A 25,067-nucleotide genomic window follows, 5' to 3' on the forward strand; every position below is an offset into this window, starting at 1 on the left:
CGGCGGGGCACTTTCTGATCAGAACCCGGCTGACGGACGTTCGGCTGCCGCGCCGATGATCTGCTCCAGTTCGGCCTCGTCCGCCAGGTTGTAGGGCCGGATGACCTTGTCCGCCGCCACGTAGTAGAACGCGGCACTTACCTTTTCCAGGGGCACGCCCTTCAGCCGGGACCAGGCCAGCCGGTACACGGCAAGCTGTACCGCCCGAACATCGAGCTTGGCCGACGACGGCGGAGCGCCGGTCTTCCAGTCGATCAGGTCCCACGTGCCGTCGGCATCCTGGAAGACGGCGTCGATGCGGCCGCGCACGACGACGGCGTCCACCTTGGTCTCCACCGGCACCTCAATGTAGGCCGGGGTCCGCTGCGCCCACTCCGAGGACTCGAACGTGGCGATCATGTCCTCGAGCTGGTAGGCCTCGTCCACGTACGCATCCGCGGCCCCGGGATACTCATCGATGTCCAGCATGCCGCTGGTGCCGAAGAACTCTTCCACCCAGGCATGGAATGCCGTTCCCTTGCGCGCGGCCATGCCGGGCTGGCGGGGAACCGGGCGGCGCAGCTGCCGGGTCACCTCAGCCGGGTCGTCCTTCAGGTCCACCAGCATGGACGCCGAGATGTGGGCGGGCAGTTCCACCTGCACCACCTCATTTGGCGGGCGGTGCCGGGCAAGCAGCAGCTGCGTCTCCCGGCTCCAGCGTCCGGGCGCCTGTCCAGCCGGATCGTTCCCTGCGCCCTGTTGCTGTTGCTGTTGCTGTTGCGCGGCGCCTATAACGGCCTGCGCTGCCGCTTCCATCCGCTGCCGGCGGGAGCCCAGCGGATCCACCGGCCATACTGCGCGTTCAGCCTCGGCAAGGGCGGGATTCTCCGTGCCCTCTTCCTCTGGTGTGACCCAGCGTTCCAGGTGGTAGCCCGGCGCCCCCGCCTGTTCCAGTTCGTACAGGTCCTGGAGGTAGCGCGAGGGGCCCAGCGGCTTGGAGCGTCCGCCGCCCCAGGCGGAGGAGGTGCAGATCAGCACCGACTTGGCCCGGGTAAAGGCGACGTAGGCCAGCCGGCGCTCCTCCCGCTCGGCGTGGCCCTTGGCGTCTTCGCTGAAGAGCTTCTCGCTCTCCAGCCAGGACTTCTGGTCAACCTGTTCCCAGTCCCACTGCGGCAGGTCCAGGCTGTCGCCGCGCAGGGTCCACGGCACCGAGGAGTCGCCGCTGCTCCAGCGTGAATCCTTGTCGCTGGGGAAGGATGCTTCGTTCAGGCCCGGAACGGCCACAATGTCCCATTCCAGCCCCTTGGAGGCATGCACGGTCAGCAGCTGCACCGCTTCCCGGCTGGGTTCGAGCGGGGTCACGGGCAGGCCGTTTTCTTCGGTGTTCGCTGCTTCCAGCCAGGCCAGGAACGCGGCCAAATCCACCCGTTCCGAGGACGAGCTGAAGGTTGCTGCGGCGTCGATGAAGGCGTCCAGGTTGCGGCGGGATTCGTGCAGGGTGACGCCGGGCTTGGCTGCCACCTCGATGTCCAGCAGGATCCGGCGCTCCACTTCCCCGATCAGGGTGGTGAGGTCCTCCCCCACAAAGCCGCGCAGGTCCCGCAGCTCGTTGCGCAGCAGCGTCAGCCGGCGCAGTCCTTCCTCGGAGAGGGACCGGCCGGCATTGGACACCCAGCCCGGGCGCGGCAGGGAATCCACCGCTTCAACCAGGCTGCCGGCTTCCACCAGGTCCGCCTCGACCACCAGATCCGGCCCTTCGTCAGGTCCGTGGATGTCTGCTGCGTCCGCCACCCGGACTGCGCGTTCGCGGACCCGCACCAGGTGCCGGGACCAGTCGGCCAGGGCCATCAGGTCCGCCGGGCCCAGGCGCCAGCGGGCTCCGGCAAGGATGCGCAGCATGGAGTCCGAGCGTCCCGGGTCCCCCAGTACCCGCAGGACGGCCAAAAGATCCACCACTTCCGGTGTGGACAGCAGCCCGCCCAGGCCCACAATCTGGACCGGAATGCCACGCAGTTCCAGTTCCTTGCGGATGGGTTCGAACTGCTTCCGGCCCCGGCAGAGGACCGCGACGGTGGGCCACAGGACGTTGCGGCGGTCGTCGTACTCCGCCTTTTGCTGCCGGTGCTTGGCCACCAGTTCGGCTACGGCTTCGGCTTCGCCCAGGATCCGTTCCTGGCCGTGCCGGCCCGGTTCCACGGAAACGTCGCTGAGGTAGCGTCCGAGGTACACCTCGCCGAGGGGCGCGCTGGGCCGGGCCTGCAGCTCGGGAACATACGGCAGCCGCTGATGCTTGAGCCACGGGGCCACGCCGTTCAGCGGGGAGGACACGGTGTTGGCGGCTTCCAGCACGGAGGTGGCGTTGCGCCAGGCCACGGACAGGTTCGCCAGCGGCGCCAGCGCCCTCCCCTCCTGAGTGGTCAGCGGGAACTTCTCCCGGAAGGTGCCCAGCTGCCCGGCGGACGCGCCGCGGAATCCGTAAATGGACTGGTGCGGGTCTCCCACCGCCGTGACCGAACGCCCGTCGCCGAACAGCTTGGAAAACAGGACCATCTGCGCATGCGACGTGTCCTGGAATTCGTCCAGCAGCACCACTTTGTATTTGGCGCGTTCCATCTCCACGGCTTCCGGGATGGTGGACGCAATGCGGGCGGCCAGTTCCACCAGGTCGCCGAAGTCCAGCTGCCGGCGCTCGGCCTTGGCCTGCCGGTAGGCCTCCACCAGTTCGGTGACGGAAATGCGGGTACGCAGCCGGTTGAGCAGCTTCCGGGCCGCCTGGGTGGGTTCCTTGGGCTTGCCGAATTGGTACGGCAGCACGGAAACAGCGTCCACATGTGCCTGCAGTTCCGCCCGCACCTCGGCCGGGGTGCGCAGGTGTTCGGAGCATTCCCCGGCCATCTGCAGCACGGCCGAGACCAGGGTCGATTTGGCTGCGGTGAAGTGTTCGTAGTCCCCCGAGTACGCCTCCACCACTTCGTTGGCCAGCTGCCAGGACTGCGCGCCGCCAAGCATCACGGAATCACGTTCCACGCCTATCCGCAGGCCGTAGTCATTCACGATTCCGTTGGCGTAGGAGTGGTAGGTGGAAACAGTGGGTTCCATCCGCTCCTCGCCGCTCTCGTCCGGCTCGCCTCTCCCGCCCGCGCCGTCGAGCTGGCGGTACAGCATGTTCAGGCGCCCGCGGATCCGGGTGGCCAGCTCACCGGCGGCCTTGCGGGTGAAGGTCACCCCGAGGATCTGCTCGGGCCGGACCAGTCCGTTGGCAACGAGCCAGACGACCCGGTCCGCCATGGTTTTGGTTTTGCCCGACCCGGCACCGGCAATCACCAGCAGCGGTTCCAGCGGGCCCTCGATAATGCCGATCTGGTCTTCGGTGGGGTACTGCACCGGCGCGTGGGGTTCGGTATGCAGCAGCTCCGCCAAATCCCGGGCGGAGTAGCGGGGAGCCCCTCCCTCCGGCAGGGCGCCGCCCGGGCGCTCATTGGTTCCCGATACCTCGTCGGTTACGGAGGCACTCACTCGGTGACCTGCTTTCCTTCAGCGCAAAGTGGACAGATTTCGGGCAGCCGGCAGCCGTTGCCGCCAAAGCCGCTCCGGCCGGGATCATGGACAGTTTCGAAGAACGCGGCCGACATCAGCCGCGCTGCCTCGGCCACCATGTCCCGCGCCGTGGTGTCGTTCGGGTCCAGTGCCGGCTGCTCCTGCACGGATACTCCCTTGTTGGAGGTTCCCAGCTGCACGAGGGCCGCTCCTCCCGGTACCCGCGGGGCATCGGGCAGCGCCCCCTCGCGCACGGCTTCCTGGTAGGCCGCCAGCTGCGGGTGGCCCTGCAGGTCGTCCTTCTTGGGCGCCGATTTCCCCGTCTTCAGGTCGACAATGAACAGCCGTCCTTCAGCGTCGACTTCCAGGCGGTCGATCTGGCCGCGGAGCAGGGCAGTACGCACCGCGCCGTCGATTTCCACCGGCAGCTCCACCTGGAAGTCCTGCTCGACGGCAGCCAGCGAGCGGCCGCTGCGGCGCATGGTGATGACGTATTCGGCCAGTTTGCGGACCATGGATTCGGCCCGCTGGAGGTCCATCCGGCCTTGCCAGTTGTCCTTCATGCCCAGCGACGGCCAGCGCTTCTCCAATTCCGCCACATACTCGTTCCCAGTAGCGTCCGGCATGTCCTGGGCGATGGCATGCACCAGGGTTCCCAGCGAGCGGGCGAAATCCGTCGCCTGCTCGCCGCCGGCCGCGGAAACGAACCAGCTGAGGGGCGATTTCAGTACGGCGTCCACCTTGGAGGGCGAAACGGGGATGGCAGCTTCCGGAGGAAGGATGGGCGCTTCGGTGGACAAGGGCGCCAGCCCCCACCACTGGCGCGGATCCGCCGCCGGGACGGGCACCTCGTGGTTGAGCATGGTTCCCAGGTGATGCGCTGCTTCGGCAGCGCCGTCGGGGTCGATGTCCGGCTGCTGGACAAACCGGCGCAGCTCCGAGACCAGGGAACGCAGCGTGCTGGGGCGCAGCACCTCGGTGCGTTCACGTTTCTCGGCCCCGGGTTCCAGCGGCGCCACCAGGTCCAGGAACTGCGAGGGCTGCTCATCCTCGGAGGAGACAGCGGTGCAGATCAGGAGTTCACGGGCACGCGAAACGGCGGTGGAGAAGCTGCGCAGCTCGTCGAAGCGGATGGACTGCATCAGGGTCAGCGGGCTGCGGTGGGCACGGAAATTATCCCCGTGTTCCACTGCCGCGACCAGTTCGCCGCTGCCCAGCAGTTCACCGCGCAGCCGCAGGTTGGGCCACACATCCTGCTGGATGCCGGCAACAATCACTACGGGCCACTCCCGGCCCGCCGCACTGGCCGGTGTCAGCAGCTCCACGGCCTCGCGCCGCTGGGCGCGTGCGGCCAGGGTGTCCATGGGCAGTTCCGAACTGGTGAGGTAGTCCAGGAACTGCGCAGGGGTGGAACCGGGCAGCTGGTCCACATAGCGTTCGGCGGTCTGGAACAGGGCCATGATGGCGTCCAGGTCCCGGTCTGCCCGGGAGGCCGTGGGCCCGCCGGCCAGGGCGGCCTCGGCCCACTTCTTGGACCACCCGGAGGCGGACCACAGGGCCCACAGCACGGTTTCGGCAGTGGCGCCGGGTTCGACGGCGGCGCTGCGTCCGGCCGTGATCATGCCGGCAATGCGCTGGGCGGCCAGCCGCGCATCCCAGGTGAGCCCTGCCAGCGCGCGGCCCGACGCGGATTCCGGCTCCAGCAGCGATTCCACCAGCAGGGCGTCGCTGGTGCGTCCGCCGCCGGCACCAAGTTCTTCCCGGCGGAGCGCCTGCCGCAGGCGGCGGAGTTCCAGTGTGCTGGCACCACCGATGCGCGAGGTCAGCAGGGACACAGCGAGTTCGGGGGTGAGCAGGTCCGGGTCGAGGACGACGGCGTACGCGTCCAGCAGGGGCCGGACCGCGGCTTCGTCCCGCACGGCTTTTTCAGCCACCGGCACCTTGACCTCAATGCCCTGCCCGGTGAGGTACCGCTGCAGGGCGGCCAGCTGGCCGCCGGTCCGGACAATAACGGCGATGTCCTCCAGCGAGCGCCCGTGCAGCAGTTGCGCTTCAAGGATCCGCTGGGCCACGTAGCGCTGCTCGTGCATGGGCGAGTCCACCACGTGTGCCTCGGCGGCCGGAACTTCCGGGGCTGTCCCGCCCGTTTCAACTGCGCCCGTAACGGTGTCATCAGTAACCTCGTCACCCGGGTGGGCAGGGCCGGCAGCGTCAGCGGTGGCAGCAGTCCCCCGGTGCCGGGCATCGGCAACGGCGCTGCGGTAGGACGGCAGCCCGCCCACAACGGAGATGCGCGATGCAGTGCGCGTCCAAGCCCCGGCAAGCGGACCGGTCAGCCGGTGCGAGGTGGTCAGCACCCGGGTCTGCAGCCGGCCGCCGAACCGTTCGCCCAGCCGGCCGACCAGATCCGGCCGGGCCCCGCGGAAGCCCTGGACCACGGTGTCCGGGCAGGCTGCGGCGATGGAATCCCCCGTGCCGGCCAGCACGGCATAGAGGCTGTGGATGGCCGGGTTGGCTTCCTGCAGGTCATCCACCAGGACCAGCTGCTGGCGTTCTTGTTCCGCGGCCAGGAACTCCGGGTCGGAGCGCAGGATGTTCAGGGCGGAGGTGATGATGCCGGCCGGGTCGAAGGACTCGGGCATCCGCAGGTCCAGGACGTCCCGGTACTCGGCGTAGAGCGCAGCAGAGGCCACCCAGTCCGGCCGGCTGTGCCGCTCCCCCAGCTCCCGCAGCTCCCCGGCGGAGATCCCGTACTCGATGACCCGGTCGAACAGCTGCCGGATCTCCTGCCGGAAGCCCCGCGTGCCCAGGGCCAGGTCCAGGCCCTCGGGCCAGGGCAGCTGCGGGACGCCCTGCTCGCCGTGGCCGGCCAGCAGTTCCTTGATGATTACATCCTGTTCGGCACCGGAGAGCAGCTTGGGTGCACGGGTGATCCAGGGCAGCCGGCCCTCGGTCTTGGCCCGCCGGATAAGGTCGAAGGCATAGGACGCCCAGGTCCGGGCCGGCGCGGTACTCAGCGTGCCCTGCAGCCGGGCCGAGAGCGCGTCCCGCAGGGAGGCTGCGGCCAGCCGGGAGGGTGCCAGCAGCAGCATGCGGGAGGGATCCAGCCCGTCCCGTTCAATCCGGGCGACGGCGGCTTCCACGAGCACGGTGGACTTTCCGGTGCCGGGGGCGCCGAGGACCAGTACGGGCCCGCTGCCGGTCTGCAGGTCCACCACGGCCTGCTGGTCGGCGCTGAGCTGCGGCGCCTCTGCTGCCGCTGCCGCCGGTCCGACTAGTTGGAGTTCAACGCTCATGGTTCCACTTCATCATGTCCCGCTGACATTCCTGATATTGCGGTCCCGTCCGGTCCCGACGCGCCGCCGGCGTGCGGCGAGGGGTGCAGCGACATGTGCAGGGCCTGCACTGCCGCCCATTCCGCATCGTTGGGCTGCCAGCGGGCGGCACCGATCAACACGCGGTAACCGGCGCCGTCGTCGTCGGCAGTTCCGCGCACGGGCGTGCCCTCGCGCCGATAGTGTTCCCATGCCCGGGCCTCGTGGCACCGCGGCGGCTGCCCGGATGCGCGCAGCACCCGCCACCAGCACACTTCCGAGCCGCGGGCCGACAGTACGGCGCCCACCTGGCGCGGCCCTCCTGCGCCGAGCAGTTCGGCAATGTCACCGTAGGAGAGCACCTTTCCGGGCGGAATGAGATCCGCCACACCCAGCACGGCATCGGCATAGTCCCTGCGCATATCCGTAGCGTACCGAGCACCCGCACGCCCCGCGAATTCCGGGAATGTCACTGCCCGCCGGTAGGTTTGTTGCATGAACAGCTGGCATGAACTTCCCCGGGCGGCATTCGACCTGGAGACCACCGGACGGGACCCGCAGACCGCACGGATTGTTACCGCATCCATCATCCTGGTCAACGGCAGGGGCGAAACCCTGCAGCACCACGAGTGGCTGGCCTGCCCGGAAATCCCCATCCCCGAGGAAGCCGCCGCCATCCACGGCATCAGCAATGAACGGGCCCGCGCAGAAGGCGGAGACCCCGCGGCCGTCACGGCCGAGGTTGCCGATGTGCTGGCCGGCATGTTCGCCGCCGGCATTCCGGTGCTGGCGTTTAACGCCTGCTACGACTTCACCGTGCTGGCCCGCGAGTGTGAGCGGTTCGGGCTGGCCGTTCCGAATCCGGTACCGGTCATTGACCCGTACATCCTGGACAAGCAGGTGGACCGGTTCCGCCGCGGCAAGCGCACGCTCACGGCCATGGCCGAGCACTACGGCGTGGGTTTCGAGAACGCGCACACGTCCGCTGCCGACGTTGCCGCCACCTTGTCCGTCGCCGCGGTGATGGCGCAGAAGTACCCGGAGCTGCAGTGCGACGCCGTCACGCTCCACCAGGCGCAGGTCGGCTGGGCGGCCGGCCAGGCCGCCAGCTTCCAGGAATTCCTGCGGCGGCGGGAACCGGAAGCCGTGATCGACGGCAGCTGGCCGTTCCGTCCGGCCCCCGCATCCGCACCCCTGTCGGTCCTTGACCCGGCCTAGCGGGCGCCGTCACGGTTCTTCACAGGCGCCCGCCGTGGCGGGGCGCCGGTTGCCTACATGCCATACTGGATGTTGTGTTTGGCGCTGATGGCGCCCCAGGCGGACCGCGCTTCTGCGCGCACCTACCGTCTCGCGCCACGTGATTGGCAGACACCCTCCGCACGGCCGGCGTTTAGGCACGGCACGATTATGTGCCTTCCTCCACCATGCCCCCGGTCCGGCCGTTTACGCACATGACGAGGACCAATGATTACAGTTTCCGACCTCCGCAAGGTTTACCGGCAGGGAGAGCGCACCGTCACGGCCCTGGACGGAGTAAGCCTGCGCGTGCCGAAGGGCTCCATCCACGGCATCATCGGCCATTCCGGCGCCGGCAAGTCCACCCTGGTGCGGTGCCTGACGCTGCTTGACCGGCCGACGTCGGGCTCGGTCACCATTGACGGCCGCGAGCTCACCGCCGTGAAGGACTCCGAGATCCGCGCCGCCCGCCGCCGGATCGGCATGGTGTTCCAGCACGCAAACCTGATGGATTCCCGGACCGCGGCAGCGAACATCGCGCATCCGCTGGAACTGGTCGGAACCAAAAAAGCCGCCATTGAGGTGCGCGTCCAGGAGTTGCTGAAGCTCGTTGGGCTGGAGGGTTTTGCCGGCGCCTATCCCGCGCAGCTCTCCGGCGGCCAGAAACAGCGCGTTGGCATTGCCCGTGCCCTGGCCGCGGACCCGGATGTCCTGCTCTGCGACGAGCCGACGTCCGCCCTGGACCCGGCCACCACCGATGACATCCTGGACCTGATTTCCGACCTCACCCGCCGCCTGGACCTGACCGTGCTGATCATTACGCACGAGATGAACGTGGTGAAGCGGATCTGCGACTCGGTGTCACTGCTGGAAGCCGGACGAGTCGTGGAACACGGCCCGCTGCGCGAGGTCGCCTCCGACCTGCGCGGCCGCCTGGCCAAGCAGCTCATTCCGCTGCCGTCCACTCCCCCGAGCCCGGGCGGTCCCGTGCTGGAACTGCTCTTCACCGGGCAGACCACTTCGGACCCCGTCCTTTCGGCCCTCACCCGCCGGTTCGACACCGACGTCAATGTCCTGGCCGGCAGCGTCGAACTCCTGGCCGGCACCCGTTTCGGCCGCCTGCGCATCCAGCTGGATACCCACACAGATATGACCGCCGTCCATGAATACCTTGCCCTGCAGGGCGTCGCCGTGGAGGTGGCCGCATGAACTTCCTGACCGAACTGTTCGACAATCCCGGGATCACCAAAGCCCTTCCCGAAGCAGTGGTCGAAACCCTGCAGATGGTCGGCATCTCCGGCTTCTTTACGCTCCTGATCGGCCTGCCGCTCGGCGTTTTCCTGCACACCAGTGCGCCGGGCGGGCTGGCGCCCCTGCGCGTCATCAACCGCATTGTCAGTGACGTCATCGTGAACATCACCCGGTCGGTTCCGTTCGCCATCCTGATGGTCACCCTGATTCCGCTGGCCCGGCTCGTCACCGGCACCTCCATCGGCCCGGTGGCCGCCTCGGTGTCGCTGAGCATCGCCACCATCCCGTTCTTCGCGCGGCTGGTGGAAAACGCCTTGCGCGATGTGTCCGGCGGCAAGATCGATGCAGCCCTGGTGATGGGATCGACCAAAATGCAGGTCATCTCCAAAGTGCTGCTGCGTGAAGCCCTCCCGGGCCTCGTGGCTGCCCTGACCACCACGCTGGTGACCCTGGTGGGCTACTCCGCGATGGCCGGCATCATCGGCGGCGGCGGACTGGGCCGGCTGGCCTACAACTACGGCGTGCAGCGCTTCGACACCCAGGTCATGGTGGTCACCATCGTCATCATCGTGGCCCTGGTGCAGGTCATCCAGCTCGGCGGTGACTGGTTCTCCCGCCGGGTAGACCACCGGTCCGCTTCAGGCTCCGCACGACGGCGCCGCCCGGCTGCCGCGGTAACCGGCCTCGGGCCCGCCGCCACGCGCGCCGGCGGCGACCGCGAACAGACCAAGGTCTAGCCCCCAGTTTTCGGAAACGGTCTGACGGCCTGCCGAAGGACCGTTTCCGATTCTGCAGCCAGTAGCCGCTAGCTGCACAGCACCCGAACAGCGGAGTTCCGCCTCGGGTTACCCGAAAGGAACGCATTCGATGCGTAAAGCACTTACCCTCGTTGCCACCGGTGTGGCCACGGCTCTGGCGTTGACGGCTTGCGGTGGATCCGATTCCACCCCCAGCGCCGTGGAGAGCCTGGACCCCGCCAACCCGGTAACCCTCACCGTGGGTGCCAGCCCGGCACCGCACGCGCGGATCCTGGAATTTGTCCGTGACAACCTGGCCGAAGAAGCCGGGCTGGAGCTGGAAATCCAGGAGTTTGACGACTACATCACGCCGAACATCTCCTTGAACGACGGCGACAGCGACGTCAACTACTACCAGCACCTTCCCTACCTCGAGTCCCAGATGGAAAGCCAGGGCTACGAGTTCGAGCACGGTGCCGGCGTCCATGTGGAGCCGTACGCTGCGTTCTCCGAAAAGCACAAGGACGTCGCCTCCATTGAAGACGGTGCCCGTGTGATGGTCACCAACGATCCGTCCAACCAGGCCCGTGCCTTGAAGATGCTTGAAGAGGCCGGGCTGGTCGAGGACATCGCCGATGATTCCTCGGTGCTGACCCTGACCGATGAGCAGAACCCGAAGAAGCTGGATTTCCAGGAGAACCAGCCCGAACTGCTGGTCAATGACCTGGGCGATCCCACCGTGGACCTCGCGATCATCAACGGCAACTACATCCTGGAAGCCGGCCTGAGCACCGATGACGCGCTGGTGGTTGAATCCGTGGAGGACAACCCCTACGCCAACTTCCTGGTCTGGAAGGCCGGCGCCAGGGATGCCCGGATCGACAAGCTGGAAGAACTGCTGCATTCCCCCGAGGTGAAGGCCTTCATCGAAGAGACCTGGCCCAACGGCGACGTGACGCCCGCGTTCTAGCAGCAACGCGAAATATGCCCCGCACCGGTTCCGGTGCGGGGCATATTTTGTTTACTGCTGTTCCGGCTTCGCCCTGTTATTCCGGCTTTGCCTGCGCTGCAGCCTTCGCAGCGGCCGGCAGCGCCTCGTAGATCCGGTTCATCGCGGCGTCGTCGTGGGCGCCCGAGAGGAACCAGGCCTCGAACACGGACGGCGGCAGGTACACGCCGGCGTCGAGCATCGAGTGGAAGAACGGCCGGTAGCGGAAGGCTTCCTGCGCCTGGGCCTGCTCGTAGTTGTGCACGCCGGTGGCGGAGGTGCCGAACGCGACGCTGAACAGGCTGCCGGCCCGCTGGATGCTGTGGTCTACGCCGGCCTTGTCCAGCTCGGCGGACACCGCGGCGGAGAGCTCGGCGGAGCGGGCGTCCACGGTGGCATAGACCTCTGCGGTGGCGGCCTTCAGCGTGGCCACGCCGGCTGCCATGGCGATCGGGTTACCCGAGAGGGTGCCGGCCTGGTAGACCGGTCCCAGCGGCGCCAGGTAGTCCATGACGTCGGCGCGGCCGCCCAGTGCGGCCACAGGCATGCCGCCGCCGATGACCTTGCCGAAGGTGAACAGGTCCGGTGTCCAGCGCTCCGTTGTGCCGGCTGCGCCGCCGGTCAGGCCCCAGTAGCCCGCCGGCCCCGTGCGGAAGCCGGTGAGGACCTCATCCAGGATCAGCAGGGCGCCGTTTGCGGCGGTGATCCGGGACAGGGCGGCGTTGAAGCCCTCGTCCGGGGTGACCACGCCCATGTTGGCGGGAGCGGCTTCGGTGATGACCGCGGCAATATCCGTGCCGTGCTCGGCGAATGCCTTTTCGACGGCGGCAACGTCGTTGTACGGCAGCACCAGCGTTTCGGCGGCCGTGGCTTCGGTGACGCCGGCAGAGCCGGGCAGTGCCAGCGTGGCCAGGCCGGATCCGGCGGAGGCCAGCAGCCCGTCCAGGTGGCCGTGGTAGCAGCCGGCGAACTTGATAACCAGGTTCCGGCCGGTGTAGCCGCGGGCCAGCCGGATGGCGGTCATGGTGGCTTCGGTACCCGTGGAAACCATCCGCAGGCGCTTGACGGCGGGCACCCGGTCCATGACCAGCTGGGCCAGCTCGGCTTCAGCCGGGGTAGAGGCACCGAAGGACAGGCCCCGGTCCACCGCGGCGTGTACGGCGGCCAGCACATCCGGGTGGGAGTGGCCCACGAGGGCCGGACCCCACGAGCAGACCAGGTCCACGTACTCGCGGCCTTCGGAGTCCGTGATGTACGGGCCCTTGGCCGAAACCATGAACTTCGGCGTACCGCCCACGGAGCCGAACGCCCGGACCGGGGAGTTCACGCCGCCGGGCATCAGGGCCCGGGCACGGTCAAAGAGTGCTTCGTTGGACGAGGGTGATACAGGTGAGGACATTACTTGCTTTCCTTCAGCCAGGCCGCCAGCTCGGTGGCCCAGTAGGTGAGAATCATGTTCGCGCCGGCACGCTTGATGCCCAGCACGGACTCTTCGATGGCCCGGCGGCGGTCAATCCAGCCGTTGGCGGCGGCAGCTTCAATCATCGCGTACTCACCCGAAATCTGGTAAGCGCCCACCGGGACCGGCGACATGGCGGCGACGTCGGCCAGCACGTCCAAGTAGCTCATGGCCGGCTTCACCATCACCATGTCGGCACCTTCTTCAAGGTCCAGCTCCACCTCGAGGAGAGCTTCGCGGCGGTTCGAGGCGTCCATCTGGTAGGTGCGGCGGTCGCCCTGCAGCTGGGAGTCAACGGCCTCGCGGAACGGGCCGTAGAACGCCGAGGCGTACTTCGCAGCGTAGGCGAACAGGGACACATCCTGGTGCCCTGCCTCGTCCAGTGCCTGGCGGATGACGGCAATCTGGCCGTCCATCATGCCTGACGGGCCGAGCACGTGGGCACCGGCGCGGGCCTGCTCCACGGCCATCCGCCCGTAGATTTCCAGGGTGGTGTCATTGTCCACCACGCCGTTTTCATCCAGCACGCCGCAGTGTCCGTGGTCGGTGAATTCGTCCAGACATACATCGCTCATGATCACGAGCTCGTCGCCGACTTCCTCGCGCACGGCTGCGATGCCGCGGTTGAGGATGCCGTTGGGATCGGTGCCGGCGCTGCCGACGGCGTCACGCTCGGCCGGGATGCCGAAGAGCATGATGCCGCCCACGCCCAGCTCCACGGCTTCGGCGGCGGCCTTCTTCAGGGAATCCATGGTGTGCTGGACGACGCCGGGCATGGAGGTCAGCGGGTTGGGTTCAGTAATGCCCTCGCGGACGAAGGCGGGAAGGATCAGCTCGGCCGGATCCAGCCGGTATTCGGCAGTGAGGCGCCGCATGGCGGGGGTGGTGCGGAGCCGGCGGGGACGGTGCTGGGGGAAGCTCATAGAGGTAATCTGCCTTCCGGTAAAGAGAGGGAACTAGGTGGTAGGACCCGTAGACATAGCAACGGAGAGTGCCTGCGCTATTCCCGCCGGGGTCGGCTGCTTCGCCACAGCATGCGGGCCGGCGCCCAGCTCACGCATCCGTGCGGCAGTGCTCTCGCCGATGGCTACCAGCAGTGTTCCGGACGGGACGGGGGAACAGCGGCGGACAAAGCGGCGGGCGATGCTCGGGGAGGTCAGGACGACGGCGCGCTTCCCTGCCGGTGCGGACGCGGCGAACGCGTCGGGGTCCAGCAGGTCCGCTCCCTCGGCGGCGGGGGTGAAGCGGACGCCGGGGGCCGGGTAGTCCACGGTGCAGTAAGCGGTCACCGCCCGCACGTCCCAGCCGAGCGAGGTCAGCGCCTCGTTCAGGGACGGGTCCGCGATGTCCGCCTGGGGCAGCAGGACCCGCAGGTCTCCGCCCTCCGGATCGGAGCCGGACGGGTCCGGCCAGGACGCCGCCAGGCCGCGGGCGGACTGGTCCGCTTCCGGCATGAAGTCGATGTCGAAGCCGATCTCCTCCAGTGCCTGCCGGGTGCCGGCGCCCACCGCCGCAATCCGGGTGTCCGCGGGAACGACGGCGGCCGGGCTGATGCCCAGCGCGGCGCAGCGCCGGGTGACGGCCCGGACGGTGGTGACGGACGTGAACACCACCCACGCGAACCGCCCGGCCCGCAACGAGTTCAGCGCCCGGTCCAGCGCGGCGGTGTCCACCGGGAACTGGAAGTCGATCAGCGGCATCAGGGCCACCTTTGCCCCGCAGTCCTGCAGCTCCCGGACCATGGCCGAAGCCCGGTCCGGGGTGCGGGGAAGGACAACATTCAGTCCGGCGAGGTCCGGGCCGTGGTGTTTGGCTGCCATGTCAGCAGGTCCGGATGCGTTGCATCAGCTGGCAGGCAGGTCGGTGAGCGAGGCAGCTCCCGCCGCCAGCAGCTCCTCGGCCACCTGCACGCCCAGCGCACGGGCAGCATCTTCGGTCAGCTCTCCGGCGACGGCCGTCCGGCGCAGCAGCCGGGTGCCGTCGTCGCTGCAGACCACGGCCTCCAGCGTGATGCTTTCGCCGGCCACGCGGGCCAGCGCTCCCACGGGGGCCGTGCAGCCCGCTTCCAGGCGGCCGAGCATGGCTCGTTCGGCGGCCACGGTAAGGCGGCTGTCGCGGTGGTCGTAGGCTTCGAGGGCCTTCGCCAGCGCCCCGCCGTCGGCGTCCTCGTCCCGGCATTCCACGGCGAGTGCGCCCTGCCCGGGAGCGGGCAGCATGACGGCGGGATCGATGAATTCGGAGACCATGTTCAACCGGCCCAAGCGGGCCAGGCCGGCCGCGGCCAGGACGACGGCGTCAAGGTCGCCGGGGGCGCCTTCCACCAGGCCGGCTACCCGTCCCAGGCGGGTATCAACGTTTCCGCGGATATCCACAATCTCCAGGTCGGGGCGGGCTGCGCGCAGCTGGGCGGCGCGGCGCGGGGAGCCTGTGCCGACCTTCGACCCGGCCGGCAGCCCGGCCAGGGTCAGGCCGTCACGGGCACACAGGACGTCGCGGACATCCACGCGTTCGGGGATGGCAGCCAGGGCCAGTCCGGGGGCCGCCGCGGTCGGCAGGTCCTTGAGCGAGTGCACGGCGACGTCGCAGTCCCCGCGCAGCAACGACTCGCGCAACGCAGCAACGAACACGCCGGTGCCGCCGATCTGCGACAGTGCCGCACGGTTGACGTCGCCTTCGGTGCGGACCCGCACCAGTTCGACGCCGAAACCGCCCAGCGCTGCCAGGGATTCGGCCACGGTGGTGGTCTGCGTGACCGCCAGGGCGCTGCCGCGGGTACCGACCAGGACGGGCGAGTGTGCCACTACTGGATGCCCACGGTGGAATCGGCGCCGGCAATCGTCGGCTTCTCGCCGCGCAGGTTCGCGCAGCAGCCGGGACGGCAGACGTCGTACCAGGGACCGAGCTTGGTCATTGCGGGCCGCTCGGAGATGTTGTTCTCCACGGTGCGTTCCTCCACGAGGTCCACGAGGCCCGACACAAAGGTGTCGTGGATGCCGGGGGTCGGTGTGCGGTCAGCGGCCAGGCCCAGTTCCCGGCACGTGTCCATTGCTTCGGTGTCCAGGTCCCAGAGCACTTCCATGTGGTCGCTGACGAAACCGAGCGGAACAATGACGACTCCGTTGACGCCCTTGGCCGGAAGCTCGGCAATGGCGTCGTTGATGTCCGGTTCCAGCCAGGGAATGTGCGGGGCACCGGAGCGGGACTGGTAAACCAGCTGCCAGTCCATGCCGGCTGCTTCCGGAATCCGGTCGATGATGGCCCGGGCGTTGGCCAGGTGCTGGGCTACGTAGGCGCTGCCCTCTTCGAATTCGCGGTCGCGCGGTCCGGAAGCCTCGGCGTCCGCCGTGGGGATGGAATGGGTGGAGAAAAGGATTTCGATTTTCCCGTCCGTGATGCCCCGGGAGTCAAGCTCCGCACGGACCTTGGCCACGGATTCACGCACGCCTTCCACAAACGGCTCCACGAAACCGGGGTGGTCGAAGTACTGGCGGACCTTGTCCACCTGCAGCTTCTTGTCCAGCCCGGTCTTGAGCAGGTTCATGCCCAGGTCCTCGCGGTACTGGCGGCAGCTGGAGTAGGAGGAGTACACGCTGGTGGTGACCATCAGCAGGCGGCGGTAGCCGGCGGCGTAGGCGTCCTTGAGTACGTCTTCAATGTAGGGATCCCAGTTGCGGTTGCCCCACAGGACCGGCAGTTCGACACCGCGGCGGGCAAGTTCGCCCTCCAGCGCAGCCTTCAGGGCGCGGTTCTGTTCGTTGATGGGGCTGATGCCGCCGTTGGCCCGGTAGTGGGTGGCCACTTCCTCGAGCCGTTCATCGGGGATGCCGCGGCCGCGGGTGACGTTGCGCAGGAAGGGAATGACGTCTTCCTGGCCTTCCGGGCCGCCGAAGGAGGCGAGCAGGATGGCGTCATAGTGCTTCGGGGCCATGCGGCCGTTTTCGTCCACGCCCTCCAGCGGGTTGAACTCGGCGGGCTCGTTGGAAACGGCGGATGTCATTTGAGTACCTCGGCAACTTCGGCGGCCGGAATACGCCGGCCGGTATAGAACGGGACTTCTTCACGGACGTGGTTGCGCGCCTCGGTGGCGCGCAGGTGGCGCATCATGTCGACCAGGTCAACCAGGTTGGGAGCTTCGAGGCCCAGGATCCATTCCCAGTCGCCCAGCGCAAAGGAAGCGACGGTGTTGGCCAGGACCTGGGGGAATTCGCGGCCCAGCATGCCGTGGTCGCGCAGCATCTTGCCGCGTTCCTCGGCGGGCAGCTGGTACCACTCGTAGGAGCGTACAAACGGGTAGACGCAGATCCAGGCCTCCGGATCAATGCCGCGGGCAAAAGACGGCCAGTGGTTCTTGGAGAACTCGGCGTCGCGGTGCACGCCCATGGCGGACCAGGCGATCTCGGTGCCGGCGAACAGCTCGCTGCGGCGGACCTCGCGCAGCGCCGCCTGCAGTGCTTCCGGTGCACTGCCGTGCAGCCAGACCATCACATCGGCGTCCACGCGCATGGCGGAAACGTCGTACAGGCCGCGCAGCGTGACGTTGCCGGCACCCAGGCTCTCGGCAAGGGTTTCGAAGGCTTCAACGGCGCCGTCGGAAACGGGTGCTTTCGGGGTGGAGGACCGCTTGAAAACGGTCCAAAGGGTAAAGAACTGTTCTTCGCTGCCGGCGGCTTCGGCGGCGCTCGTTTCCATCGTCTCACTCATGATTAACAGTCTGCCCTTTGCAAATAGGTAAGTCGAAACAATGTACTTCTACAAGGCGTAGAAAGTGCTGAACATCACATCCGAAGCAGTGCCTGCGACAGGCCTGCCATCCGGGTGCGGGTGTCGGCCGTAACGGCGGCGAGTCCGGTGCCGGCCAGCCAGGCGCCGACGGCCTCCAATCCGGGGACCTCGGCTACGGCGGCCCGGACCCCTGCCACCCGGTCCTTGTGTCCCACGGCTGCCGAGGGCAGGGCGCCGACCCAGCGGACCACGTCCCAGCCCACCACGTCGTCGGTTCCGATGGTCACCTGCAGCAGGGCCGAGGCGTCCGCCACGGCTTGGCGGAACAGGTCTTCGTCGGCACGATCCACCTGCGAGGGGCCGGCTGCGGCATCGTCCGCGGACAGTGCCCGGCCGTAGGACAGGCGCATCACGTGCGTGCCCGGACCGGTGGATTCGGCCAGCCACTGCCACTTGGCGGTGGCGTGGGTCAACGCCTTGGCGTCCACGCCCTGGACTTCGCGCGCCACCAGGACGCCGGTGCCGCGCGGCATGGCATCCAGTTCCGGCAGGTCCACCACAAGGGTCACCAGCGCGACGCCGGGACCCGGGGAGGGTCGGTAGGCCGACACTTCCGGCAGTGCCTGGGACATCAAGTCCACTGCGGCGGGGCCGTCGGAAGCCACAACCACGGCGTCGGCGTCGAGCTCCTGCGTCCCTGATCCGTCAGTGACGCGCACCCGCCAGCCGGCGTCACCGCGGACCAGCGCCTCGGCGCGGGTTCCGGTGAGCAGGCGCACACCTGTTTTTTCCAGGTCCCGGACCAGGGCGTCGGTGAGCGTGCCCATGCCGCCTCGGAGCCCGGCCACGGCCGAACCGGCGGGAGCGGCGGCGCGCAGGGCACCGGCTGCTGCGGCAAGGGAACCGTGGCGGGCCACGGCGGCACGCAGTCCCGGCGCCACCGAATCAACGTCCAGCGCATCCGGATCGGAGGAATAAACGCCGCCCACCACGGGGGCAACCAGCCGGCGGAGCACTGCCTCCCCCATGCGGGTGCGGACCAGTTCGCCCAGGCTCATTGACTCCCGCCGGTTCAGGGAGCCAACCGGCAAAACCTTGTCCAGGGCGGCACGGGCCGCACCCACGCGTCCCAGGGCGTGGACAATGTCCGGGTCCCGCGGATCGGCGGGGATGCCCAGGATGCCGCTGGCAGGCATCCGCTGCGCTCCCGAGGGGAGGTCCTCCGCGGGCAGCTGCAGCCAGGAACCGCCGGGATTGGGCAGGACCACGGCGTCCGCCAGGCCCAGTTCATTGATCAGCTCCGGGACGGCGGTGGACCGGGTGGCGAATGATTCGGCGCCGCTGTCCAGGCGGATGCCGGCTACTTCGTGCCCGCCGACGCAGCCGCCAAACCGGTCCGCTGCTTCGAGAACCGTGACGCTGATCCCGGCACCGGCCAGGTCACGCGCCGCGATCAGGCCCGAGATGCCGCCGCCTATGACAACGGCCGAGCGACCGGCGGTGCCGGGCCGGGCAGCGGCTTTGCCGGACTTGTCCGGTTTGGCAAGGAAACGGTTGGGCATGGTTACGGCTCCACCGAATGAATCAGTTCAACCACCCGCGTCAGCACGGCGGCATCGGTTTCCGGCGGCACGCCGTGGCCCAGGTTGACCACGTGCCCCGGGGCGGAGGCACCGGCGGCGAGGACGTCGCGCACGTGCGCTTCGAGGATGGGCCAGGGGGCGCTGAGCAGTGCCGGATCAATGTTGCCCTGCAGCGGCGTCGTGCCCCCGAGCCGGCGGTTGGCTTCGTCCAGCGGCAGCCGGTAGTCCACGCCTAGCACGTCCACGCCGACGTCGCGCATGGCTACCAGCAGTTCCGAGGTGCCGGTACCGAAGTGCACCAGGGGTGCGCCGAGGCCGCGCACATGGTCCAGGGCGCGCGCCGAGGCGGGCGCCACATGTTTGACGTAGTCAGCCAGGCCCAGGGAACCGGCCCAGGAGTCGAAGAGCTGGCCGGCACTGGCACCGGCTTCAAGCTGCGCGCGCAGGAACATGCCCGAGGCGTCAGCCGCCCAGTTGGTCAGCGCCTGCCACGCAGCAGGGTCGGCGTGCATCATGGTGCGCGGGCCCAAGTGGTCCCGTGAGGGCTTGCCTTCCACCATGTAGGCGGCAAGGGTGAACGGGGCGCCGGCGAATCCGATCAGCGGCTTGCTGCCCAGTTCCGCGACGGTCAGCCGAACCGCTTCGCGGATGGGTTCCAGCGCCTCTTCGGTCAGCTTCGGCAGGGCGGCGACGTCGGCCGCAGTGCGCACGGGCGACCCGAGGACGGGTCCGACGCCGGGGACAATGTCCACGTCCACGCCGGCCAGCTTCAGCGGAATCACAATGTCGGAGAAGAAAATGCCGGCATCCACGTCGTGGCGGCGAACCGGCTGCAGGGTGATCTCCGCTGCCAGCTCCGGCCGCAGGCAGGATTCCAGCATGCCGATCCCCTGCCGGGCCTGCAGGTATTCAGGCAGGGACCGCCCGGCCTGACGCATGAACCATACCGGGCGGCGGCTCGGCTTGCCGCCGCGGTAGGCAGTGATCAGGGGGGAATCGGCCGTGCGGCCATCCTGCAGGGGATGAGTGGCGCTAAGAGTCATACCTTGATTCTCTCCAAAATCCGGGCCAATCGATAACCGGCACCTCCGAAGGACCGCCGGTGTCCCTTCTCACACCCTTAAAGCCCGGTTTCGGACCGGGCCGGTTAAGGGATCCTGCCGGGGGTGGCTACTATTGACCTACTGTGGTTCTACTTTCCCTCATTGCTACGCACACCGACGTAGACCTGGAAACTGTCGCCCGCCTTAGCGCCGGCGCATCCGAGGTCCCGTCTTCGCTGGTCGATTCCGGAACCGCCGTTACCGGCTCCGTTGTCCTCGCTACCTGCAACAGGTTGGAGGTGTATTGCGAGGCACCCTCGGAAGCCGACGTTGAAGCAGCCCGCTCCGCCGTCGTTGCGGAAATCAGCCGGCAGTCCGGCATGAGCGAGGACAAGGTGTCCCGCTCCTTCGCCACCAACACCGGCGAATCCGTGGCCCAGCACCTTTTCGCCGTAGGCGCCGGACTGGACTCTGCCGTGGTCGGGGAACGCGAAATCGCCGGACAGGTGCGCCGGGCCCTCATCGAGGCGCAGGAAAAAGGCACCGTCTCCGGCGGCCTGAGCAGGCTGTTCCAGACCGCTTCCCGCACTGCCAAGGACGTTGGCGCACTAACCGCCCTCGGCAAACGGGGGCTTTCCATTGTTTCCGTTGCCCTGGGCCTGGCCACGGACCTCTCCGAGGACACCGACTGGTCACGGAAGTCTGTGGTGGTCTTCGGCACCGGAGCCTACGCCGGAGCCACCATGGCCCTGCTCAAAGAGCGCGGCTGCACCGACATCAGCGTCTACTCCTCCTCCAACCGGGCCGAGTCCTTCGCAGCATCCCGCGGCGGCCGGCCGCTGACCCGCAAGTCGCTGCCCGCAGCGCTGGCGGGCGCCGACGTCGTCATCGGCTGCAGCGGCAGCGACAGCCAGGTCAGCGCCGAGGACGTACGCAAGGTCCGGGAAGCGGCCGGCAAGCCGCTGATCATCATCGACCTGGCCCTCACGCATGACTTCGATCCCGAGGTCCGCGAGATCGACGGCGTCGAACTCATCACCTTGGAGTCCGTCCGCCTGGCTGCTCCCGCGGAGCAGGTCGAGTCCCTCAAGCAGGCCTCCGCCATTGTGGCCGACGCCGCGCAGAACTTCTCCAAGCAGCAGCTCAGCCGTGAAATGGACTCGGCCATTGTGGCCCTGCGCCGGCATACCCTGGACGTACTGGATTCGGAGCTTGAAAAGGTCCGCGCCCAGCACGGCTGCACCGGTGCTGCCGAGGAAGTGGAGTTCGCCATGCGCCGCATGGTCAAGCAGCTGCTCCATGTCCCCACGGTCCGGGCACGGGAGCTGGCTGCCAGCGGCCAGCAGGAGGACTACATCCGGGGCCTCGAAGCCCTGTACGGCATCACTGTGGGCCGCGCCGACGCCGGGACCGGCAAGACCGACCCCAAGGCTGCAGAGCCTGAGGCCGCCGGCGGCGACGACACCGTGGAGCCCAAGTCCGCCTAGCACCATTCCGGCAGATGCCGGCTGCGCCTCAGTAGACCGGTTTTTCCGGCTCCACCCTGCGCACCCATTCCAGGATCCCGCCGCTGACGTTGTAGACCTCCGGGTAGCCCTCGCTGCGCAGGTAGGCGGCCACCTCCGCGGACCGTCCGCCGGACTTGCAGTGGATGTACAGCGGCCGCCCGTGCTCAGGCCGGATCTCCCCCGCCAGCACCGAGGCCCGCGGCGCCAGCCGGGCGCCGTTGATGCGTACAATCTCGTACTCCCCCGGTTCGCGCACGTCCAGCAGCTCGAAGTCCCGGAGCCCGGCGTTCCGCTCCGCCAGCAGCTCATGCAGCTCCGCCACATCCACCTCGGCGGCAGGGTCCGCCGGCTCCGGCGGCGCGATCCCGCAGAACGCCTGGTAATCGCCCAGCTCAGTGACCGGCGTTGCCGCCGGGTCCCGGCGCACCTTCAGCTCCCGCCAGCTCATGTCCAGGGCGTCGAAAACCAGGACCCGGCCCAGCAGGGTGCGGCCGGTGCCGGTGATCAGTTTGATGGCCTCGTTGGCCATGACCGACCCGATCTGCGCGCAGAGCACTCCCAGCACCCCCCCTTCCGCGCAGGAGGGTACCGAACCGGGCGGCGGAGCCTGCGGGAAGAGGTCCCGGTAGGTGGGACCGTGCGCGCCCCAGAACACGCTGACCTGCCCGTCGAAGCGCAGGATGGAGCCCCATACATAGGGCTTGCCCAGGATCTCGGCGGCGTCATTGACCAGGTAGCGGGTGGCGAAGTTGTCCGTACCGTCCACCACCAGGTCATAGCCGGCGAAAATGTCCAGCGCGTTGGAATTATCCAGGTGCTCCCGGTGCAGGATGACGCGCACCAGCGGGTTCAGCTCGGCAATGGCTGCCGCGGCGGATTCTGCCTTCGGCGTTCCGACGTCGGATACCCCGTGGATCACCTGGCGCTGCAGATTGGAAACGTCCACGACGTCGTCGTCCACGATGCCCAGGGTCCCCACGCCCGCGGCGGCCAGGTACAGCAGCACCGGCGAGCCCAGCCCGCCGGCCCCGACCACGAGCACCTTCGCGTTCTTCAACCGCCGCTGCGCGGGTGCCCCGAACCCGGGGATGATCAGGTGCCGGGAGTAGCGTTCGGTTTCTTCCCGGGTCAGTTCCCCGCCCGGCGCCGCCAGGGCCGGCAGCCGGCCCGCGGAGTGGGGCGTGCTTGCTATGGTCATGAAGTCCAATCTAAGCCACGGGTATGGCCGTTGGCCCTGTCGCCGCCAAGACCCGTGGGTAAACTAATGGTCATTGTCCGTGCAGCTTCAGTGCTCCGGAACTGTTGAGAGGTCCACCAGTGAGTAACCAAGCAGCCGGCAAACCGGTCCGACTCCCCAGGGAGGAACGCCGCCGGCAGCTGCTGAACGCAGCCCAGGAGGTGTTCGTCAGCAACGGCTTCCATGGTGCCGCCATGGACGAGATCGCCGAAGCGGCGCATGTGAGCAAACCCGTGCTGTACCAGCACTTTCCCGGCAAGCGCGAGCTGTACATGGCTCTGCTGGACAACCATTTGAACACCCTGACCGAGTTCCTGGACACCGCCTTGAAATCCACGACGGACAACAAGCTGCGCGTCCGGGAAACCATGCGTGCCTATTTCCGCTTCGTGGCCCAGGACAGCCAGGGGCACCGGATGGTTTTCGAGTCCGACCTGACCTCGGACGCAGAGGTCAGCGCCCGGATCGAGGAATTCAATGCGCGCTTCGCCAGCAGCATTGCCGGGGTGATTGCCGAAGACACCAAGCTTTCGCAGGTGGAGGCCACCTTGCTCGGGCGTGCCCTGGCCGGCATGGCGCAGGTGAGCGCCAGGTACTGGCTGGAAACCGACGGCGACTTGGACATCGATGCCGCGTCCGAGCTGGTTTACCGTTTAGCTTGGCGCGGAATCAGCCGGTTCCCCAAAGAGATCTAGAGTAGATTTCGAATTAGTTCTTAATCGTTAACAGGAGGCACCACGGTGGAAGTAAAAATCGGCATTCAGAACGTAGCCCGCGAAATTGTCTTCGAGTCCGGCCAGAGCGCCGATGAAGTTGCCGACGCCGTGGAGCAGTCCCTGGCCAGCGGCGCACTGCTGCGGCTCAAGGACGTCAAGGGCCGGCTCATCGTCGTTCCCGGCGCCTCCATCGGCTACGTGGAAATCGGTGCCGAGGAAGTACGCCGCGTCGGTTTCGGCGCCCTCTAACCCGCGTCCCCATGCTGAGCCTGATCCTCGTTACGCTGGTGGCCCTGGCCGCGGGCTTCGCTGTATGGGCTGCCGACCGGCACCGCGACCGGTACGGTGCCCTCCTGCTCCCCGGCATCTCCGTAGTTGCGTCCCTGCTGACGTGGCTGGGGCTGCAGGCTGCCGGCGCGGCGTCTTTCGAAGCTGACTGGTTGGGCTGGGCCGTTCCGGCGGCCGTAGCCGTCCTGGCTCCCATGGTTGCCGCCGTTCCCATCGGCCGCAGCCGCGGGGCCGCAGATGCATCGGAGACCGAACGCATCCTGCGGCTCTGACGCACGGTAGAACGCTTCAGCAAAACTTCCGCGGGAGGCGGCGCGATGCGCCGCCTCCCGCTGTGCTTGGTTCTCCGGGTTTTTTGGGTTGCGCCTCAGGCGGTCAGGCCGAGCAGGCTCATGCGCTTTGAGTGGTTGCGGGTCAGCTGGGCGGTAAGGCGCTTGATCTCGGCGTCGAGGACTTCCTGTCCCCCGCCGTCGACCAGCCCGGCCAGGAAGGCCCGCTCGATCGCCACGCGCTGTGCCTGGGTGAGTGCTTCGCCCACCAGGCGCCGCCCCCACAACGCCAGCCTCGAGGCCAGCCGGGGGTCATCCGCCAGCGCTTCCCGCAGCCGGGACAGGAGGATTTCGCCGGGCTGCTCGGTGGCCTTCAGGCCCTGGATCAGGCTGTTGGTCTCGGCGTCCAGGCGCGAGGCGGCGGCGGCGTAGAAATCGTCGGAGATGGCGTCGGTAACGTAGAACTTCATCAGCGACTCGTACCAGTCGGCGGGCCTGGTCCGGTCGTGGAAGGCATCCACGGAGGGCTGGAAAGGCCGCATGGCTGCTTCCGGGTCCACTCCCATGGCGCTCAGCCGCTCGCAGATCAGTTCGAAGTGTGCGTACTCGTGGACGGCCAGGCGTCCCAGCGTTGCCCTGTCATGCAGGGTGGGCGAGAACCGGGCGTCGGAGGACATGCGCTCAAAGGCCGAAAGCTGCCCGTAGGCGATGGCCCCGAACAGATCGGTCAGGAAGCGCTGATAGGTCTCGCCGGCGGCTGCCGGGCCGGAGGCAACCTCCGGCAGGTCCGAATGGTGCCCGTTAGTCATACCCGCCAGCGTACCTTCCCGCAGGTATCCCGGGCGCAGCGGCGGCGCCTGCACCGGCGCGGCATGCGCTGACGACCAGGGGGTGTGGGTAGACTGGGAGTGTAGTTATTGGATGCCCGGTCGTTTTTGAATCTTTGACCAGACCCGCAAACCCTACGCGATCTTGAATTTTCGGCCGCCGCCGTAGCCAACGGAGCACTAGGCGGCCCGCAGTTGTTAGCCCGCGATCGGCTTCCGCTGGACGCACCGCGTGCGTGCCATCCGCTCCGGGATGGGCTGTATCTATCAGCCACTCGTCGAGCCTGGTGCCCCGCGCTGCCTAAACTGAACGGTATTTAATTGAACACTGAACTTTCCCAGGCTGACGATCGTCACCTCACAGCTGATGACA

21 protein-coding genes are annotated in these 25,067 nt (G+C 68.0%); 8 read left to right on the top strand and 13 right to left on the bottom strand.

All coding sequences use genetic code 11. From position 1 onward, the window contains the following. Nucleotides 1-18: 18 nt before the first annotated feature. From LOC57_RS00645 to LOC57_RS00655, 3 genes are read right to left on the bottom strand one after another with little or no spacing between them, the layout of a single operon-like run. Nucleotides 19-3,495 (bottom strand): ATP-dependent helicase, encoded by a 3,477-nt coding sequence (locus tag LOC57_RS00645; RefSeq protein ID WP_229957541.1) that lies wholly within the window; start codon nt 3,493-3,495, stop codon nt 19-21. Next, the gene (locus LOC57_RS00650; protein ID WP_229957543.1) at nt 3,492-6,812 is read right to left on the bottom strand and encodes an ATP-dependent helicase; all 3,321 of its coding nucleotides are present in this window, start codon (nt 6,810-6,812) and stop codon (nt 3,492-3,494) included. Before LOC57_RS00650 ends, LOC57_RS00645 begins: the two co-directional genes overlap by 4 nt. After that, nucleotides 6,809-7,252: an MGMT family protein gene (locus tag LOC57_RS00655; protein ID WP_227913646.1), complete on the bottom strand. Its 444-nt coding sequence runs from the start codon at nt 7,250-7,252 to the stop codon at nt 6,809-6,811. Before LOC57_RS00655 ends, LOC57_RS00650 begins: the two co-directional genes overlap by 4 nt. 73 nt (nt 7,253-7,325) lie before the next feature. On the opposite strand from LOC57_RS00655, the gene LOC57_RS00660 reads away from it, so the two are divergent. From LOC57_RS00660 to LOC57_RS00675, 4 genes are all read left to right on the top strand, one after another. Continuing rightward, nucleotides 7,326-8,048, top strand: coding sequence for a 3'-5' exonuclease (locus LOC57_RS00660; RefSeq protein ID WP_227913645.1), 723 nt, complete (start codon nt 7,326-7,328; stop codon nt 8,046-8,048). A gap of 246 nt (nt 8,049-8,294) precedes the next feature. After that, the gene (locus tag LOC57_RS00665; protein WP_227925005.1) at nt 8,295-9,275 is read left to right on the top strand and encodes a methionine ABC transporter ATP-binding protein; all 981 of its coding nucleotides are present in this window, start codon (nt 8,295-8,297) and stop codon (nt 9,273-9,275) included. Continuing rightward, nucleotides 9,272-10,054 carry a methionine ABC transporter permease gene (locus LOC57_RS00670; RefSeq protein ID WP_227913642.1) on the top strand — a complete coding sequence of 261 codons (783 nt, stop codon included), beginning with the start codon at nt 9,272-9,274 and terminating at the stop codon, nt 10,052-10,054. Before LOC57_RS00665 ends, LOC57_RS00670 begins: the two co-directional genes overlap by 4 nt. A 130-nt stretch (nt 10,055-10,184) precedes the next feature. Next, nucleotides 10,185-11,024 carry a MetQ/NlpA family ABC transporter substrate-binding protein gene (locus LOC57_RS00675; RefSeq protein ID WP_227913641.1) on the top strand — a complete coding sequence of 280 codons (840 nt, stop codon included), beginning with the start codon at nt 10,185-10,187 and terminating at the stop codon, nt 11,022-11,024. A 76-nt stretch (nt 11,025-11,100) separates the two neighbouring features. Here LOC57_RS00675 and hemL read toward each other — a convergent pair whose 3' ends face one another. From hemL to hemE, 8 genes are all read right to left on the bottom strand, one after another. Further along, nucleotides 11,101-12,441 carry a glutamate-1-semialdehyde 2,1-aminomutase gene (gene hemL / locus LOC57_RS00680; RefSeq protein WP_227925008.1) on the bottom strand — a complete coding sequence of 447 codons (1,341 nt, stop codon included), beginning with the start codon at nt 12,439-12,441 and terminating at the stop codon, nt 11,101-11,103. After that, a complete protein-coding gene (gene hemB, locus LOC57_RS00685; protein WP_227913638.1) occupies nt 12,441-13,424 on the bottom strand; it encodes a porphobilinogen synthase in 984 nt (327 codons plus the stop codon). Before hemB ends, hemL begins: the two co-directional genes overlap by 1 nt. 33 nt (nt 13,425-13,457) lie before the next feature. Next, complete coding sequence (locus LOC57_RS00690; protein ID WP_229957545.1) at nt 13,458-14,321, bottom strand: uroporphyrinogen-III synthase; 864 nt, start codon at nt 14,319-14,321, stop codon at nt 13,458-13,460. A 24-nt stretch (nt 14,322-14,345) separates the two neighbouring features. Next, a complete protein-coding gene (gene hemC / locus LOC57_RS00695; protein ID WP_229957547.1) occupies nt 14,346-15,302 on the bottom strand; it encodes a hydroxymethylbilane synthase in 957 nt (318 codons plus the stop codon). Next, nucleotides 15,302-16,498 carry a ferrochelatase gene (locus tag LOC57_RS00700; RefSeq protein WP_442860696.1) on the bottom strand — a complete coding sequence of 399 codons (1,197 nt, stop codon included), beginning with the start codon at nt 16,496-16,498 and terminating at the stop codon, nt 15,302-15,304. Before LOC57_RS00700 ends, hemC begins: the two co-directional genes overlap by 1 nt. Continuing rightward, nucleotides 16,495-17,202 carry a hydrogen peroxide-dependent heme synthase gene (gene hemQ / locus LOC57_RS00705; RefSeq protein WP_229957549.1) on the bottom strand — a complete coding sequence of 236 codons (708 nt, stop codon included), beginning with the start codon at nt 17,200-17,202 and terminating at the stop codon, nt 16,495-16,497. The genes LOC57_RS00700 and hemQ overlap by 4 nt, the downstream gene beginning before the upstream one ends. A 74-nt stretch (nt 17,203-17,276) precedes the next feature. Then, nucleotides 17,277-18,785: a protoporphyrinogen oxidase gene (hemG, locus tag LOC57_RS00710; protein ID WP_229957551.1), complete on the bottom strand. Its 1,509-nt coding sequence runs from the start codon at nt 18,783-18,785 to the stop codon at nt 17,277-17,279. A gap of 2 nt (nt 18,786-18,787) precedes the next feature. Further along, a complete protein-coding gene (hemE, locus tag LOC57_RS00715) occupies nt 18,788-19,849 on the bottom strand; it encodes a uroporphyrinogen decarboxylase (RefSeq protein ID WP_229957553.1) in 1,062 nt (353 codons plus the stop codon). Nucleotides 19,850-19,992: 143 nt separating this feature from the next. On the opposite strand from hemE, the gene LOC57_RS00720 reads away from it, so the two are divergent. Beyond that, on the top strand, nt 19,993-21,336 hold the full coding sequence (locus LOC57_RS00720; protein WP_331460620.1) for a glutamyl-tRNA reductase: 1,344 nt from the start codon (nt 19,993-19,995) through the stop codon (nt 21,334-21,336). 28 nt (nt 21,337-21,364) lie between these two features. On the opposite strand, the gene moeB is transcribed toward LOC57_RS00720, so the two are convergent. Then, nucleotides 21,365-22,555, bottom strand: a complete 1,191-nt coding sequence (gene moeB / locus LOC57_RS00725) for a molybdopterin-synthase adenylyltransferase MoeB (RefSeq protein WP_229957555.1) — start codon at nt 22,553-22,555, stop codon at nt 21,365-21,367. Nucleotides 22,556-22,674: 119 nt separating this feature from the next. Between moeB and LOC57_RS00730 the strand changes: the two genes are divergently transcribed. From LOC57_RS00730 to LOC57_RS00740, 3 genes are read left to right on the top strand one after another with little or no spacing between them, the layout of a single operon-like run. Next, nucleotides 22,675-23,289: a TetR/AcrR family transcriptional regulator gene (locus LOC57_RS00730; protein ID WP_227913629.1), complete on the top strand. Its 615-nt coding sequence runs from the start codon at nt 22,675-22,677 to the stop codon at nt 23,287-23,289. Nucleotides 23,290-23,334: 45 nt separating this feature from the next. Further along, nucleotides 23,335-23,559: a DUF3107 domain-containing protein gene (locus LOC57_RS00735; RefSeq protein ID WP_227903616.1), complete on the top strand. Its 225-nt coding sequence runs from the start codon at nt 23,335-23,337 to the stop codon at nt 23,557-23,559. A gap of 11 nt (nt 23,560-23,570) precedes the next feature. Then, entirely contained in the window at nt 23,571-23,870 is a 300-nt protein-coding gene (locus tag LOC57_RS00740) for a hypothetical protein (protein ID WP_227913628.1), read from the top strand. A 95-nt stretch (nt 23,871-23,965) separates the two neighbouring features. On the opposite strand, the gene LOC57_RS00745 is transcribed toward LOC57_RS00740, so the two are convergent. Beyond that, complete coding sequence (locus LOC57_RS00745; protein WP_229957557.1) at nt 23,966-24,676, bottom strand: ferritin-like fold-containing protein; 711 nt, start codon at nt 24,674-24,676, stop codon at nt 23,966-23,968. Nucleotides 24,677-25,067: the final 391 nt, after the last annotated feature.

The organism is Arthrobacter sp. zg-Y750 (assembly GCF_020907365.1).
Lineage (GTDB): Bacteria > Actinomycetota > Actinomycetes > Actinomycetales > Micrococcaceae > Arthrobacter_B.

Bases quoted from the DNA above. Each gene is read 5' to 3' on its own strand.
- LOC57_RS00665 (WP_227925005.1), top strand. From the start codon at position 8,295: ATGATTACAGTTTCCGACCTCCGCAAGGTTTACCGGCAGGGAGAGCGC.
- hemB (WP_227913638.1), bottom strand. From the start codon at position 13,424: ATGAGCTTCCCCCAGCACCGTCCCCGCCGGCTCCGCACCACCCCCGCC.
- hemE (WP_229957553.1), bottom strand. From the start codon at position 19,849: ATGACTCTTAGCGCCACTCATCCCCTGCAGGATGGCCGCACGGCCGAT.
- hemQ (WP_229957549.1), bottom strand. From the start codon at position 17,202: ATGAGTGAGACGATGGAAACGAGCGCCGCCGAAGCCGCCGGCAGCGAA.
- LOC57_RS00675 (WP_227913641.1), top strand. From the start codon at position 10,185: ATGCGTAAAGCACTTACCCTCGTTGCCACCGGTGTGGCCACGGCTCTG.
- LOC57_RS00660 (WP_227913645.1), top strand. From the start codon at position 7,326: ATGAACAGCTGGCATGAACTTCCCCGGGCGGCATTCGACCTGGAGACC.
- LOC57_RS00655 (WP_227913646.1), bottom strand. From the start codon at position 7,252: ATGCGCAGGGACTATGCCGATGCCGTGCTGGGTGTGGCGGATCTCATT.
- LOC57_RS00670 (WP_227913642.1), top strand. From the start codon at position 9,272: ATGAACTTCCTGACCGAACTGTTCGACAATCCCGGGATCACCAAAGCC.
- hemG (WP_229957551.1), bottom strand. From the start codon at position 18,785: ATGCCCAACCGTTTCCTTGCCAAACCGGACAAGTCCGGCAAAGCCGCT.
- hemL (WP_227925008.1), bottom strand. From the start codon at position 12,441: ATGTCCTCACCTGTATCACCCTCGTCCAACGAAGCACTCTTTGACCGT.
- LOC57_RS00650 (WP_229957543.1), bottom strand. From the start codon at position 6,812: ATGAGCGTTGAACTCCAACTAGTCGGACCGGCGGCAGCGGCAGCAGAG.
- LOC57_RS00690 (WP_229957545.1), bottom strand. From the start codon at position 14,321: ATGGCAGCCAAACACCACGGCCCGGACCTCGCCGGACTGAATGTTGTC.
- LOC57_RS00745 (WP_229957557.1), bottom strand. From the start codon at position 24,676: ATGACTAACGGGCACCATTCGGACCTGCCGGAGGTTGCCTCCGGCCCG.
- LOC57_RS00740 (WP_227913628.1), top strand. From the start codon at position 23,571: ATGCTGAGCCTGATCCTCGTTACGCTGGTGGCCCTGGCCGCGGGCTTC.
- LOC57_RS00700 (WP_442860696.1), bottom strand. From the start codon at position 16,498: ATGACATCCGCCGTTTCCAACGAGCCCGCCGAGTTCAACCCGCTGGAG.
- moeB (WP_229957555.1), bottom strand. From the start codon at position 22,555: ATGACCATAGCAAGCACGCCCCACTCCGCGGGCCGGCTGCCGGCCCTG.